Source organism: Paenibacillus sp. GM2FR (assembly GCF_002803325.1).
Lineage (GTDB): Bacteria > Bacillota > Bacilli > Paenibacillales > Paenibacillaceae > Paenibacillus_AQ > Paenibacillus_AQ lautus.
This window is the reverse complement of the sequence record NZ_MKZM01000014.1, coordinates 1-13953: the sequence shown is the minus strand read 5'-3', so window position 1 is coordinate 13953 and position 13953 is coordinate 1. Positions and strand designations below refer to the sequence as shown.

Genomic DNA, 13953 nt, shown 5'->3' with positions numbered 1-13953 from the left:
GTGCGTTAGTGAGTAATCCGCTCAATTTAAAGATCGATCCGGAGAAGATTCAGGAAATCCCCATGGTTGACCTGGCTTTTATGGTTCTGAAAGCGGCGAATACGCCGTATTATTACCGTGACCTTATGAATGAGGTGGCCAAGCTTCGCGGCTTTACGGAACAGGAAATTAACGAAACGATTGCCCAGTTATATACCGAGATCAATATAGACGGACGTTTCGCATGTGTAGGAACGAATCTGTGGGGACTGAAGCGCTGGTATCCGCTGGAGAAGTCCGAGGATCCGATTGCGAACGCCAAGCGTCCGCGGATCATCAACGATGAAGATGATGATGACGATGATTTCACCGATGAAGAGGATACTTATAGCGGTGACGATGCCGAGGAGGATTTCGACAGCATCGATGAGGAAGATGATGATCACGACGATCTCTTCCCGGATGATGATGATGCCGACGATGATGTAGATGAAGAGGTTGTTCTGGATGATGACGAATTGGATGACGAGGATTCGGAATCCGAAGAGGAAGACGATCTGGAAGATGAAGCATTTGAGGAAGACGATAAGGATTAATCCGTCAGGCAGCAGGGGCTTTAGGACTTGTCTACGCTGATTATGACTGTGTTTTACAGTGTCAGGCCATTGGGGAATTTTGAGGTTGCTTCTTCTCTTGACAAGCAGACAAGGCACAGAGTAAACTATTGCTTGGGCTTATGATTGTGGATTAAATATGTTTAATATAAAAGTGCCCCGTTATTTATTCGGGGTCACTTTTTTTGTTTTTAAGGCTCAGAAAGTGTAAACGACGCTAGCTTCTGGACCTAATAATGCAAGAGAAACTACCTTATCACAAGTGGTCTGCTTCTGGAAGTTTGTCGATAGACATTTTTTCTTTGGGCTGTGGAGGCATCCTTCCTGTAGGGACTGGACTTTCATGGTCTCTTGCAGTGATTATTCCGCCGGTGGGGGAGATCTTCTGTTTAAACCTTATGTCGACTAAGACTCAGGTTTGCAGTTGTTTAAGATGAGGTATGGGAACCGCTCGTTTGGATGCCTCATAACGTATGCCGTGTTTAGCAGCTCGGTATGAGGATCATTTAAGCGTCAATATATGCGGTTTGTAATAGGTCGGAGGTCAGCTCGCTCACCATTTTTGGAAGCGAGCGATGCTTTTTGTTGGTCCCTCTGATGAATCAGGGGAAAACGGGTTAGGATAAACATCATATGTCGCCTGAAGTTATGGAGATTATATAGGAGGGTTTTTAACAGTGACAAAGTATATTTTTGTAACAGGCGGGGTCGTGTCATCTCTTGGTAAGGGAATTACCGCCGCTTCGCTCGGTAGATTGCTTAAGAACAGAGGGCTCAAGGTAACGATTCAGAAATTCGATCCGTACATTAATATAGATCCGGGCACCATGAGTCCTTACCAGCATGGCGAAGTATTCGTTACGGATGACGGTGCGGAAACCGACCTGGACCTGGGACACTATGAGCGCTTCATCGATATTAACCTGTCGAAGAACAGCAATGTGACAACAGGGAAAGTATACTCTTCTGTTATCAGCAAGGAACGTCGGGGCGAATATTTAGGCGGTACCGTGCAGGTGATCCCTCATATTACGAACGAAATCAAGGAGCGCGTGTTCCGTGCAGGCCGTGAAGCGGGATCGGATGTGGTCATTACCGAAATCGGCGGTACGGTTGGCGATATCGAAAGTCTTCCTTTCCTTGAGGCGATCCGTCAGATTAAGAGCGACGTTGGCCGTGAGAACGTGATGTATATTCATGTAACCCTCATTCCATATATTAAGGCAGCCGGTGAAGTGAAAACAAAGCCGACCCAGCACAGTGTAAAAGAACTCCGCAGTATTGGCATTCAGCCGAATGTTATCGTGTGCCGTACGGAGCATGAGCTTTCAACCGAGATGAAAGCAAAAATCGCGCTCTTCTGCGACATCGACCCGAATGCGGTTGTAGAATGTCGCGATGCCTCCTCGCTGTATGAGGTACCGCTGAATCTGCGTGAAGAAGGCCTTGATGAAATTGTTGTCAATCATTTGAAATTGACCACACCTGCGCCTGATATGAGCGAGTGGGAAGATCTGGTGGAGCGTGTATCCAAGCTGGAGAAGACCGTTGAGATTGCGATCGTCGGTAAGTATGTCGCACTGCACGATGCCTACCTCAGTGTTGTTGAATCCTTGTCTCATGCAGGCTTTGATGCTAATGCCGACGTGAAGATCCGCTGGGTGAATGCCGAAGAAATTACGGCAGACAATGTGGAAGAGGCGTTGAGTGGCATTGGCGGTATTCTTGTACCGGGTGGATTTGGTGATCGGGGTATCGAAGGCAAGATCAGCGCGATCCGCTATGCTCGCGAACGCAACATTCCATTCTTCGGCATTTGCCTTGGGATGCAAGTGTCCGTTATTGAATATGCCCGTTCGATTGTCGGTCTGAACGGCGCGAACAGCTCGGAGATCGATCCGGCTACCGAATATCCAGTCATCGATCTGCTGCCGGAGCAAAAGGATATTGAGGATCTTGGCGGAACCATGCGCCTGGGTCTGTATCCATGCAAGCTGGTTCCAGGATCGCTTGCCGAGTCCTGCTACCAGGACGAGCTGGTATATGAAAGACATCGCCACCGGTATGAGTTTAACAACCAATACCGCGAAGATATTGAAAAAGCAGGCCTGCGTATATCCGGTACTTCTCCGGATGGACGTCTGGTTGAAATTGTAGAGCTGCCAGGACACCCTTGGTTCCTCGCCGTGCAATTCCATCCGGAATTCACTTCCCGTCCGAACCGTCCGCAGCCGCTGTTCCGTGAATTTGTAAAAGCCTCGATCCAGCATCAGGCATAATGAGAAGAGCCTCTTTTGAAGAGGCTCTTTTTTTGCGTATAAATCCGTCGTCCTCACTACGGACGGGAGTAAGCTAAACGTTCAAATCGGATGTCCGGAGCTGTCGATTTCGTATACAACAAATTTGTACATCTTTTTTTCTTACTTTTTTTAGGATAGGAAGGAATTCGACATCTACAGGCGAATACAAATAATGGTCGGTTTATGGGAAAGTTAGGAACTTTCGAGTTTGCATATACTCATTGTACGATTTAAGTATCGGGGAGGTTGGAAGGATGAGCAAAGAAAGCAAACACAAAGTGCTGATTGTGGATGACCAGAATGGTATCCGCATCCTGCTTGTGGAAGTGTTCAGCAGTGAAGGATATGAGACGTTTCAAGCGGCGAACGGCAAGGTAGCGCTTGAAATTGTGAAGATGCATGCCCCGGATTTGGTGCTGCTGGATATGAAAATTCCTGGAATGGACGGGCTTGAGATTTTGAAGCATATTAAACAGATGAATCCGGACATTAAGGTGATCATGATGACAGCCTATGGAGAGCTTGACATGATCAAGGAAGCAACCGATCTTGGTGCGTTGATGCATTTTACCAAACCCTTTGATATTGATGAGATGCGGCAAGCCGTCAATATGCAGCTGAAAGGGACCGCCAATAATATCGGTTGAATGATGAATTCTGCTCAAAGGGCGGAATTCTTTTTTTTGCCAGAATGTGAGGTCCTTCGCAGCATTTTAGGAAATGCTTGTTTAGTATTTATGACGCGATGTGGTATAATAAGTCCGTATGTTATATCGGCTAAAAACCATAGACAAACTAAGCATCTATAGGAGGATGAAACCATGCCATTAGTATCAATGACAGACATGCTGAACAAAGCACTCGAAGGTAAATATGCTGTTGGTCAATACAACATCAACAACCTGGAGTGGACATATGCGATTCTTGAAGCGGCTGAGCAAGAGAAATCCCCGGTAATTCTCGGAGTTTCCGAAGGCGCAGCTCGTTATATGGGTGGATTCAGCACCGTCGTACACATGGTAAAAGGTTTGATGGAGGACCTGAAAGTTACAGTTCCTGTTGCCATTCACCTTGACCACGGTTCAAGTGTTGAGAAATGTAAAGAGGCAATCGACGCTGGATTCACTTCGGTTATGATCGATGATTCCCACAGCCCGATTGAGACGAATATTGCAACAACGAAACAAGTCGTTGAGTATGCTCATGCCAAAGGCGTTTCCGTTGAAGCTGAAGTCGGCATGGTCGGCGGACAAGAAGATGACGTCATCGGTGACGTAATGTACGCGAAGCTTGACGATTGCGTTCGCATCGTGAACGAAACAGGCATCGACACATTGGCACCTGCGCTTGGTTCTGTTCATGGTCCTTACAAAGGCGAACCAAATCTTGGTTTCAAAGAGATGGAAGAGATTCGCAATGCTGTGAAACTTCCGTTGGTGCTTCATGGTGGTACAGGCATCCCCACGCATGACATCAAGAAAGCAATCTCTTTGGGTACGTCCAAAATCAACGTGAACACCGAGAACCAAATCTCGTTCTCCAAAGTTGTTCGTGAAGTGCTTGCTGCTAAACCAGAAGCTTACGATCCGCGCACATTCCTGAAACCGGGCCGTGAGGCGATTAAGGAAACGGTTGTTGGCAAAATCCGTGAGTTCGGTTCCAACAATCAAGCGTAATCATTACTTGTAATTAAATCGCTCGTAGTCCTAGTGGCCACAACATGACGATTGGAATCACCTAAGATTTTAGGCTGTCTTATGCTGCATACAATGAAATGGAAAGCACACCGCATAGCCGGTGTTTTTCCATTTCATTTATTAAGATATCAAAGAACAAGCGGGTTGTGAGCTTCACAACCGGATAATCGAGAACAAAAAAAGAACGCTAAATGCGGTCTGTCATCCTAAGGAACGTCGCTAAGACGTTTTTCTTGTATGACGGCCATCAGAACCATTTCCGGCTGCGAAGTGATGTAGGGGGACCCGAAAGCTTATGGAAAAATTGATGATCAGCGGTGGACGCCCACTGCGAGGCACTGTAACCATCAGTGGTGCCAAGAACAGTGCCATTGCGTTAATTCCCGCCGCAATCCTGGCGGAATCGGAAGTCGTACTTGATAATTTGCCGCTTCTCAGCGATGTGGCTGTTTATGCTGAGATCTTGGAAGAATTGGGCGGGCAAGTTTCATGGGAAGGCAATCAGATGAGAATTGACCCTTCTGATATCAAATCTATTCCGATGCCTAACGGACCCGTCAAGAAACTGCGCGCGTCCTACTATATGATGGGCGCCATGCTTGGAAGATTTAAAGAAGCCGTGATCGGCCTGCCGGGCGGCTGTAATTTTGAACCTCGTCCCATCGACCAGCACATCAAGGGTTTTGAAGCGCTCGGCGCAACCGTCACCAATGAACACGGTTCGATTCATCTGCATGCCAAAGAGCTGCGAGGCGCGAAGATCTATCTGGATGTGAGCAGTGTGGGTGCAACGATTAATATTATGCTGGCGGCTGCTAAGGCCAAAGGCTCCACAATTATTGAAAATGCGGCGAAAGAGCCTGAAATTATAGATGTTGCAACACTTTTGAATTCCATGGGAGCTGTCATTAAGGGCGCCGGAACGGAAACGATCCGGATTGAAGGCGTAACCGAGATGCATGGCTGCCGACATTCCATTATTCCAGACCGGATTCAGGCCGGTACATATATGATTGCTGCCGCAGCTACACGCGGCGATGTTCTGATTGACAACGTCATCCCGAAACATCTTGAAGCCCTTACGGCCAAGCTGATCGAGATGGGTGTTGGTATTGAGGAGCTGGACGAAAGCATTCGCGTGATCGGTAAGGACCGGTACCAGCATGTGGATGTGAAGGCGCTTATATATCCTGGATTTGCAACGGATTTGCAATCACCGATGACCAGCCTGCTTACGCAAGCGGAAGGCGTCAGTGTCCTTAGTGATTTTGTATATAGCAACCGATTTAAACATGTTCCGGAGCTCGTTCGCATGGGGGCCGAAATCCGCGTGGAGGGACGCTCTGCCATTATAGAAGGCGGTCCGCTGAACGCAGCTAAAGTCAAAGCGACCGACCTGCGCGCAGGCGCAGCTCTTGTCATTGCGGGACTAACCGTACCCGAAGGGGTAACAGAGGTAAGCGGCGTAGAATTCATTGATCGCGGCTATGACCATCTGGTATCCAATCTGCGTATGCTGGGTGCAGACGTATGGCGTGAGACGGAGGAAGAGTGATTTTTTTACCAAAATGAGGGAAATGTGCAGTTAAAACTGCATATCTCCCTCTGATTTGGGTAATGCTCCTAGTAAAGCTCTCATAGAATAATAGACTACATGACAGCAGGGATCTGCTGTGACAGAAACAAATAATTGAATAGGTGGTTATTGAATGGATTTACAAATAGCCGATTTGGAAGGCATGAAGCTGACGGATCTGTATAAGCTGGCCAAAAAGTATCAGATTCCTTATTATGGCCAGTTGAAGAAAAAAGAATTGATATTTGCCATTCTCCGGGCGCAGGCTGAACAGAGCGGCTTGATGTTCATGGAGGGTGTGCTCGAGATTTTGCCGGAGGGTTACGGTTTTCTTAGGCCGATCAACTATTTGCCGAGCACGGAGGACATCTACATTTCGGCCTCCCAGATTCGCAAATTTGATTTAAGGACCGGAGATTTGGTTTCGGGCAAATGCCGGACACCTAAAGAGAACGAACGTTACTTCGGGCTGCTGCAGGTTAACGCCGTGAATGGTGAGAATCCTGCCGTCGCAGCGGAACGATTGCACTTCCCAGCCTTGACTCCTCTTTATCCGCAAGAAAAGCTTGTTCTTGAAACATCCCCTAATCAGTTGTCAACCCGAATTATGGATCTGCTTGCACCTGTAGGTTTAGGACAACGCGGTTTGATCGTAGCGCCGCCAAAAGCAGGGAAAACGCTCCTCTTAAAAGAAATCGCCAACAGCATCTCAACCAACAATCCAGAGATTGAACTGTTTGTTTTACTCATCGATGAACGGCCTGAAGAAGTGACGGATATGCAGCGTTCCGTTAAGGGCGAGGTGGTTGCTTCTACTTTTGACGAGCTTCCGGAGAACCATATTAAAGTGGCGGAACTGGTATTGTCCCGTGCCTTGCGGCTGGTGGAGCATAAGAAGGACGTTGTTATATTGCTGGACAGCATCACCCGTCTTGCCCGCGCGTATAACCTGGTCATCCCTCCGTCCGGCAGAACGCTGAGCGGCGGTATTGATCCTGCGGCATTCCATCGTCCGAAGCGTTTCTTTGGATCGGCGCGCAACGTGGAGGAAGGCGGAAGCTTGACGATTCTGGCTACGGCCTTGGTTGAAACCGGGTCGCGGATGGATGATATTATTTATGAGGAATTTAAAGGTACGGGCAACATGGAGCTGCATCTGGACCGCCGCTTCGCGGAACGCCGTATTTTTCCGGCGATCGACATTCGCCGCTCCGGCACCCGGCGTGAAGAGGTGCTGCTGAATAAGGATGAATTGGATACCATTTGGGCGATCCGTAAAAATATGAACGACTCTGCTGACTTTGTGGAAGGCTTCCTCAAAAAAATGCGTGACAGCAAGAATAACGCGGAGTTCTTGGCATCATTTGATGTTAATGCCAATAACGGTAGCGGAACCGGGGCTCAGGGCCAGACAGCCAGACGTCCATCGCGTGCATCTGCGGCGACGGCCCCTCAGAGCTAAGCCCTGAATCAACCGGAGAATAGGAGATCAACATGTATTTGGTTTATGCAGATGAACAAGGGAACGTATACGATCATTCCGAACTGTTTGGGCTGGCCCGCAGCGGAGATATGATCGTTGAGATATTGGATGATGAATTGATACCTTTGCCGGAAGGAGCTACACTAGTCGGACTGCCAAGCACCCGAGCGATCGGAATGGATCCGGAGACCGGTGAAATGATGCCGCTTGAAGACGGGTATACCGCTGTCGGAGCGCTTCTGCCGCAAGGCTACACCCGGCTCTGCTTGCCGGGGTACGTGAAGTCGGACAAGGAATATAAGCTGCCGCTATTTGGTTACTCGGCGGTCGTATGGAAGGATGGCGCTTTCTATACGACGGCGCGTTTATCCGATGACCCTGAGAAGTGGAACCCTGTGAACTGCGATCTGAACGATCTTGAGCTTGGAGTCAAGACGCTGAAGGAGAAGTATCCGGAGAATCGGCTCTATGAACATCTGTCTAACTGTGCATTAGGATATGAATGCCTGACGGCATCCAACACCTTCCTGAATCGCTGGGAGGGCGCCGTTCCCGTGTCTTACTCCTGCAATGCCGGATGCTTCGGTTGTATTTCGGAACAGCCGGATGACAGCGGCTTTGTCTCGCCTCAGACCCGCATGAACTTCCGTCCGAGAGTGGATGAGCTGGTGCAGGTCATGCTGGAGCATCTGAAGACACCGGAGTCGATCATCAGCTTTGGCCAAGGCTGTGAGGGAGAACCCTCCACGCAGGCGAAGATCATTATAGAAGCCATGAGAGAAGTCCGGGCACAGACCGATATGGGATACATTAATATTAATACCAATGCGGGACTGACCGATTTTATCCGCGGCATCGTCGATGCGGGTCTTGATCTGATGAGAGTCAGTACCATCAGTGCATTGGATGATCATTATAACGCATACTACAAGCCAAGGGGCTATACGCTGGCCAATGTGGAGAAATCTCTTCGTTATGCAACCGATCAAGGGGTGTATACATCCATCAATTATCTGATCTTCCCAGGCGTGACCGATCGCGAGGAAGAGCTGGAAGCCATGATTGAGTTTGCCCGCCGCACGGGTCTTAAGTTAATCCAGCTGCGTAATCTCAATATTGACCCTGAGAGCTATCTTGAGCTTATTCCGCCTGCGCAAGGCGAGATTCTGGGGATGAAGCAGGCTATTGAGATTATGCAGGAGGAGCTGCCGGATGTGGTGATTGGCTCCTACACGCATGTGCCGCCTGCAGGACAGGCAAGACCGAAGAAGAGACCTTCGATTATCTAACAGAACCGTACTGATATCGCATGTGTTAAAAACAGGTTGAAATTCCAATTGTGGTCTTGCCTGATGATTTGTGTATGGGCTATTGCGCATTCAATATGCTCGTGATATACTCCATTTATGTGTCCATATAACTCTGGGTCCGCATGAGGCTCAGGGCGGAAAGAGGTGAAAGCTACAATGAAACAAGATATTCAACCGAAATATCACGTTACTACAGTTACTTGTGCTTGCGGTAATACGTTTGAAACAGGTTCTGTAAAACCAGATCTTCGTGTAGAGATTTGCTCGAACTGTCATCCGTTCTTCACAGGTAAACAGAAATTCCTGGATGCTGGCGGTCGTGTTGATAGATTCAAGAAGAAATACGGTATCTAATAAACAAACCCTTCCCCTTTGTGGTCGAAGGGTTTTTGTCTGTTTATAAGGCTGGCGGAGTATGCAACTTCTTCCGTCGGTTGCTTTTTTGATAGCCATGCGATATACTAAAGTTCGCCGTGCTAGACGGGGAGGTAGCGGTGCCCTGTAACTCGCAATCCGCTGTAGCGAGGTTGAATTCCTGTTAGAGGTATTGTCGATGTGAGGCTGGTCCCTGCGCTCAACGTTGACGGTTGGGTCCTCCGCAATGAGCACTTGTGAACCTGGTCAGGTCCGGAAGGAAGCAGCCATAAGCAAGATCGCTTTTGTGCCGGAGGGGTGCCTAGCCCGAGTTGTTGCTCAGGATTGCCGCTCGGATCGCAATTATCAATAACAGGTGCACGGTATACATATCTGCACATAACACCTTTGCCATATTGGCAAGGGTGTTTTTTGTCGAGATGGCTATATATTCAAGCTAATCCTTCATGTGTACTTTGGATAAAGTTTTCCAAGTAAACGTTTTGCTAAGGCAGGGGAAAGTAGTATAGAATGTAGTATAATATAACCGTTAAACTCATGCCTTTTCGGCTGGGATTGACCATGAATGCACAGTAAAGCACGCGAGAATCGGGCATAGTATAAACTTTTGGTTTTCTCGATCTCGTGAAGTGGAAGTTGAAAGAGGGTAAAGCACAGTGGAACATATCGCGTTATATCGTGCTTGGCGACCACAGTCGTTTGGCGACATGGTGGGCCAGCAGCATATTATCCAGACCCTGCAGAATGCCATTCGCGAGCAGCGGGTTTCCCATGCCTACCTGTTCAGCGGTCCACGGGGTACGGGCAAGACCAGTGCCGCTAAAATTTTGGCCAAAGCCGTGAACTGCGAGCATGGTCCGGCTGAGGAACCCTGCAATGAATGCGAGGCCTGCCGGCGCATTACGTCCGGCGCCGTCATGGATGTTCAGGAGATTGATGCTGCATCCAACCGCGGTGTCGAGGAAATCCGTGATTTGCGGGAGAAAGTCAAATACGCACCGACCGAGGTGCGGCGTAAGGTTTATATTATCGATGAAGTACACATGCTGACGACGGAAGCGTTCAATGCCTTATTGAAAACGCTGGAGGAACCGCCGGCACACGTGATGTTTATACTAGCGACAACAGAGCCGCACAGGCTTCCGGCAACAATCATCTCACGCTGTCAACGGTTTGACTTCCGAAGGGTTTCCTTGGACGAACAAACCGGGCGTCTAGAGCAGATTTGCGGAGAAGAAGGCATTACGGCAGAGCATGAAGCGCTGCAGTATATCGCACGTCTATCGGATGGCGGTATGCGGGATGCATTGAGCATTTTGGATCAGATTGCTTCCTTCACTGGAGGCACGGTATCTTACCAGCAGGTAATGGACATGACGGGCGGTATTGCCTCGGAGCAGTTTGGTCGTCTGGCCAGTGCCGTGAAACAAGGGGATGCCGGACTTGTGCTGCAGATCGTGGAGCAGTTCATGCAGGAGGGGAAAAGTGCTGATAAATGCATGGAGAATCTCCTGTATTATTTCCGCGATTTGCTAATGATCAAGATGGTTCCTGGCGCCGACAAGCTGACCGATCGGGTTTTGAATCCGGCAGAGTTTCAGGAGATGGCGAATGCCTTCAGTCGAGATGAATTATTTCAAATGATTGATACGCTGAATCGGTATCAGAGTGAGATGAAATATGCCTCGCAGCCGCAAACCTTGTTTGAGGTAGCATTGCTCAAGCTTTCCGGTATAACCCAATCTGCGGGCGGGGCCGCAGCTGCCCATAGTACGGCCGATGCGGGGGAACTCGCTCAGCTGAAGCAGCATGTAGCCTCACTTGAGAAAAAGCTGGAGCGACTGATACAAAACGGTGTTCCTGCATCGAGTCAACGCGAACCGGCCAAGTCTACCCGTACACCGGCACCGAAAGCAGCTTCATCAGCCAAGATCCCGCAGCATATGGATCAGTATGTATCTTGCCGATCCGGGGAGGATTATATCTCTGTTCATCGGCAGTGGGCCCAAATTCTGCAGAATGTAAAAGAGGAGAAGGTAACGGTCCATGCATGGCTGATGGATGGAGAACCCGTGTCCGTATGGGAAGACAAGGTCCTTGTCGCTTTTAAAAACAACATCCACCGGGAAACCACGGAGAAACCTGCCAATAAACAGGTGATTGAAGGGGTTCTTGAGTCTACGCTTGGCAAACCGTATCATCTGGTTACCATGATGCTTCGTGACTGGAGTGACGCGGTAGAAGGAGTGGGCAAGCCTCAGGCAGAAGAGCTTAAGCTGGAGCATGAAGAAGCGGATGCCGGTGGGGAAAAACCATGGATTGATGAGGCGATCCAATTGTTTGGAGAAGACCTCGTTGTCATAAAAGACTAGCACGTCCCTACGTGCACCCTATTATAAGGAGAGATGAATCAATGAATAATATGAACCAAATGATGAAGCAAGTGAAAAAGATGCAGGAGCAAATGCTTAAGGCTCAGGAAGAGCTCGCTACGAAAACCGTTGAAGGAACTTCCGGCGGTGGCGTGGTTACCGTGGAAGCGAATGGTCATAAACAAATTCTGTCCATCAACATCAAACCTGAGGCGGTTGACCCGGATGATGTGGAAATGCTGCAGGATTTGGTATTGACTGCGGTTAACGATGCACTTGCCAAGGCTGAAGAAATCGCAAATGCTGATATGGGCAAATTCACAGGCGGCATGAAAATTCCGGGCTTGTTCTAATCTAACCTAGAAGGAGTAGTTACATTTGTACTATCCTGAACCGATCGCGAAGCTCATCGATGCCTTTACGCGACTGCCGGGTGTGGGGCCGAAGACGGCTGCCCGCCTGGCTTTTCATGTTCTGAACATGAAGGAAGATGACGTTATTGATTTTGCCAAAGCGCTAGTCAGTGTCAAAAGGAATCTGCACTACTGCTCCGTCTGTTGCAACATCACCGATACGGATCCATGCCGGGTATGTCAGGACAAAACCCGGGATGCTTCGACCATCTGCGTTGTTCAGGATGCCAAGGATCTCGTGGCGATGGAGCGTACGAAGGAATTCGATGGCTACTATCATGTCCTCCATGGAGCCATATCTCCAATGGAAGGGATCGGACCGGATGAAATCCGTCTGAAGGAGCTGCTGACGCGTCTTAGCGACGAGAGAGTGAAAGAGCTGATTCTGGCCACGAATGCCAATATAGAAGGAGAGGCAACGGCGATGTACATATCGCGTCTGGTCCGTCCTTTTGACATTAAGGTGACCCGAATTGCCCATGGACTGCCTGTTGGCGGTGACTTGGAGTATGCAGATGAAGTGACTTTATCCAAGGCGCTAGAGGGCCGACGAGAACTGAACTGATATTTTGTGATTTCTGCAACATCGGTTTGAGATTGAAAGCATATATACGAGAACGAGCATCGGAAGCAATTCTGAGGGCTCGTTTTTTCTTTATTTACTACATCGCGCAGAAAGTAGAGGCTGGAAGAGCTCTTTTGGTTCTAAGTTTGTCCCTCTCTCGATATGAATGTTACAGACAGTCTTATTTAAGGGCAGTGTCTTAACATTCATATTCATAGGGAGTGAACGGAATGAAGATATGGTGGAAGCAGTCGAGGAAGAAAGAAGAGGAAACGTATATCACAGCAGAGGATCAGGAACGGATGTGGCATGTCTTCCTGGACGTTCAGAGATCCCAGATGGAGTGGGAGCGAGCGCATTTGCTGTTTCAAGAGGCGACGGGACAGGATCAGATCGATTATGCGATCTACATGCTGGAGGCAGCGGAGCGCAAATACCAAATGAACCTCAAACAGGCCAAGCAGCTCAACCTGGATGGAGCAAGGATGCAATATATCGAGCAAAAAAGGGAGAACGGTTAAACGAGAGCTGCGAGGATTCCTAATGAAGGAGGAGTATCTATGAAAATGATTGTTCTGGGCGTGTTATGCATATCGCTTTTGCTGCTTATCTATGTTGTGTTTAGAAAGAAGCTCGGGCTGGGATGGTTAACCGTATTCGGTGCGCATTTGGCCCTCTCGGCTGTAGCTATCTATGTTGTGAATTTCACGGGCTTAGCAGCTGAAACGTATATTCCTCTGAATCCGATGACCATAGGAACCGTTATGGTTCTGGGCTTGCCGGGCGTGGCTCTACTAGTTGGTCTGAAAATAACGATATTAGGTAGTTGACGCAAGCTTATATTCTATGATACATTAATGTTCGCCCGTTTGATTCTGGGTGATAGAGATTCACTGGTCAGGTGGAAAAATGGTTGAAAAAATAATCAAAAAAACCTCTTGACCAACAGCAAGCTAGTATGATATATTATAAAAGTCGCCGCTGAGATGCGGATGACAAACGAAAATGATTGATCTTTGAAAACTGAACAACGAGTGAGTGAGGATTTCACTAGTGAAATCCATTGTGAAATCATCATGTACAAGCCTTGGTTTGTTGGATGGTGGAACATAAAGAGAATTGAACAAATTCTCGTCAGTTAAGAAATGAGCAAGTCAAACTTTATTGGAGAGTTTGATCCTGGCTCAGGACGAACGCTGGCGGCGTGCCTAATACATGCAAGTCGAGCGGACTTGATGGAGTGCTTGCACTCCTGAAGGTTAGCGGCGG

The 13953-nt window shown here is 48.5% G+C and carries 13 protein-coding genes, 1 rRNA gene and 1 other RNA gene; all 15 read left to right on the top strand.

Going from position 1 to position 13953, the window contains the following annotated elements; genetic code table 11:
- The first annotated feature begins 8 nt into the window (after positions 1-8).
- On the top strand, positions 9-575 hold the full coding sequence (rpoE, locus tag PAEVO_RS32800; protein ID WP_100541585.1) for a DNA-directed RNA polymerase subunit delta: 567 nt from the start codon (positions 9-11) through the stop codon (positions 573-575).
- Positions 576-1270: 695 nt separating this feature from the next.
- Positions 1271-2872 carry a CTP synthase gene (locus tag PAEVO_RS32795; protein ID WP_071221150.1) on the top strand — a complete coding sequence of 534 codons (1602 nt, stop codon included), beginning with the start codon at positions 1271-1273 and terminating at the stop codon, positions 2870-2872.
- 275 nt (positions 2873-3147) lie between these two features.
- The gene (locus PAEVO_RS32790) at positions 3148-3540 is read left to right on the top strand and encodes a response regulator (RefSeq protein ID WP_076326391.1); all 393 of its coding nucleotides are present in this window, start codon (positions 3148-3150) and stop codon (positions 3538-3540) included.
- Positions 3541-3714: 174 nt separating this feature from the next.
- The gene (gene fba, locus PAEVO_RS32785) at positions 3715-4569 is read left to right on the top strand and encodes a class II fructose-1,6-bisphosphate aldolase (protein ID WP_076326392.1); all 855 of its coding nucleotides are present in this window, start codon (positions 3715-3717) and stop codon (positions 4567-4569) included.
- 316 nt (positions 4570-4885) lie between these two features.
- Positions 4886-6145 carry a UDP-N-acetylglucosamine 1-carboxyvinyltransferase gene (locus PAEVO_RS32780; protein WP_100541584.1) on the top strand — a complete coding sequence of 420 codons (1260 nt, stop codon included), beginning with the start codon at positions 4886-4888 and terminating at the stop codon, positions 6143-6145.
- 154 nt (positions 6146-6299) lie between these two features.
- A complete protein-coding gene (gene rho / locus PAEVO_RS32775; protein WP_100541583.1) occupies positions 6300-7628 on the top strand; it encodes a transcription termination factor Rho in 1329 nt (442 codons plus the stop codon).
- 32 nt (positions 7629-7660) lie between these two features.
- Complete coding sequence (locus PAEVO_RS32770) at positions 7661-8938, top strand: radical SAM family protein (protein WP_100541582.1); 1278 nt, start codon at positions 7661-7663, stop codon at positions 8936-8938.
- A 177-nt stretch (positions 8939-9115) separates the two neighbouring features.
- Positions 9116-9313 (top strand): 50S ribosomal protein L31, encoded by a 198-nt coding sequence (gene rpmE / locus PAEVO_RS32765; protein ID WP_006207505.1) that lies wholly within the window; start codon positions 9116-9118, stop codon positions 9311-9313.
- A 117-nt stretch (positions 9314-9430) separates the two neighbouring features.
- Positions 9431-9697: signal recognition particle sRNA large type (gene ffs, locus PAEVO_RS32760), an RNA gene on the top strand.
- A gap of 293 nt (positions 9698-9990) precedes the next feature.
- Positions 9991-11706: a DNA polymerase III subunit gamma/tau gene (gene dnaX / locus PAEVO_RS32755; protein ID WP_100541581.1), complete on the top strand. Its 1716-nt coding sequence runs from the start codon at positions 9991-9993 to the stop codon at positions 11704-11706.
- A 41-nt stretch (positions 11707-11747) separates the two neighbouring features.
- Positions 11748-12059, top strand: a complete 312-nt coding sequence (locus PAEVO_RS32750; RefSeq protein ID WP_009595540.1) for a YbaB/EbfC family nucleoid-associated protein — start codon at positions 11748-11750, stop codon at positions 12057-12059.
- A 25-nt stretch (positions 12060-12084) separates the two neighbouring features.
- Positions 12085-12684 (top strand): recombination mediator RecR, encoded by a 600-nt coding sequence (gene recR / locus PAEVO_RS32745; RefSeq protein WP_071222338.1) that lies wholly within the window; start codon positions 12085-12087, stop codon positions 12682-12684.
- A gap of 230 nt (positions 12685-12914) precedes the next feature.
- Positions 12915-13205 carry a hypothetical protein gene (locus tag PAEVO_RS32740; protein ID WP_100541580.1) on the top strand — a complete coding sequence of 97 codons (291 nt, stop codon included), beginning with the start codon at positions 12915-12917 and terminating at the stop codon, positions 13203-13205.
- A gap of 39 nt (positions 13206-13244) precedes the next feature.
- The gene (locus PAEVO_RS32735; protein ID WP_100541579.1) at positions 13245-13514 is read left to right on the top strand and encodes a pro-sigmaK processing inhibitor BofA family protein; all 270 of its coding nucleotides are present in this window, start codon (positions 13245-13247) and stop codon (positions 13512-13514) included.
- 331 nt (positions 13515-13845) lie between these two features.
- Positions 13846-13953, top strand: a 16S ribosomal RNA gene (locus PAEVO_RS32730); the annotation flags it as partial.

What these genes read in the sequence shown, in the direction of transcription:
- PAEVO_RS32790 (WP_076326391.1), top strand. Translation starts at nt 3,148, where the DNA reads ATGAGCAAAGAAAGCAAACACAAAGTGCTGATTGTGGATGACCAGAAT.
- fba (WP_076326392.1), top strand. Translation starts at nt 3,715, where the DNA reads ATGCCATTAGTATCAATGACAGACATGCTGAACAAAGCACTCGAAGGT.
- PAEVO_RS32780 (WP_100541584.1), top strand. Translation starts at nt 4,886, where the DNA reads ATGGAAAAATTGATGATCAGCGGTGGACGCCCACTGCGAGGCACTGTA.
- rho (WP_100541583.1), top strand. Translation starts at nt 6,300, where the DNA reads ATGGATTTACAAATAGCCGATTTGGAAGGCATGAAGCTGACGGATCTG.
- PAEVO_RS32770 (WP_100541582.1), top strand. Translation starts at nt 7,661, where the DNA reads ATGTATTTGGTTTATGCAGATGAACAAGGGAACGTATACGATCATTCC.
- rpmE (WP_006207505.1), top strand. Translation starts at nt 9,116, where the DNA reads ATGAAACAAGATATTCAACCGAAATATCACGTTACTACAGTTACTTGT.
- PAEVO_RS32750 (WP_009595540.1), top strand. Translation starts at nt 11,748, where the DNA reads ATGAATAATATGAACCAAATGATGAAGCAAGTGAAAAAGATGCAGGAG.
- PAEVO_RS32740 (WP_100541580.1), top strand. Translation starts at nt 12,915, where the DNA reads ATGAAGATATGGTGGAAGCAGTCGAGGAAGAAAGAAGAGGAAACGTAT.
- PAEVO_RS32735 (WP_100541579.1), top strand. Translation starts at nt 13,245, where the DNA reads ATGAAAATGATTGTTCTGGGCGTGTTATGCATATCGCTTTTGCTGCTT.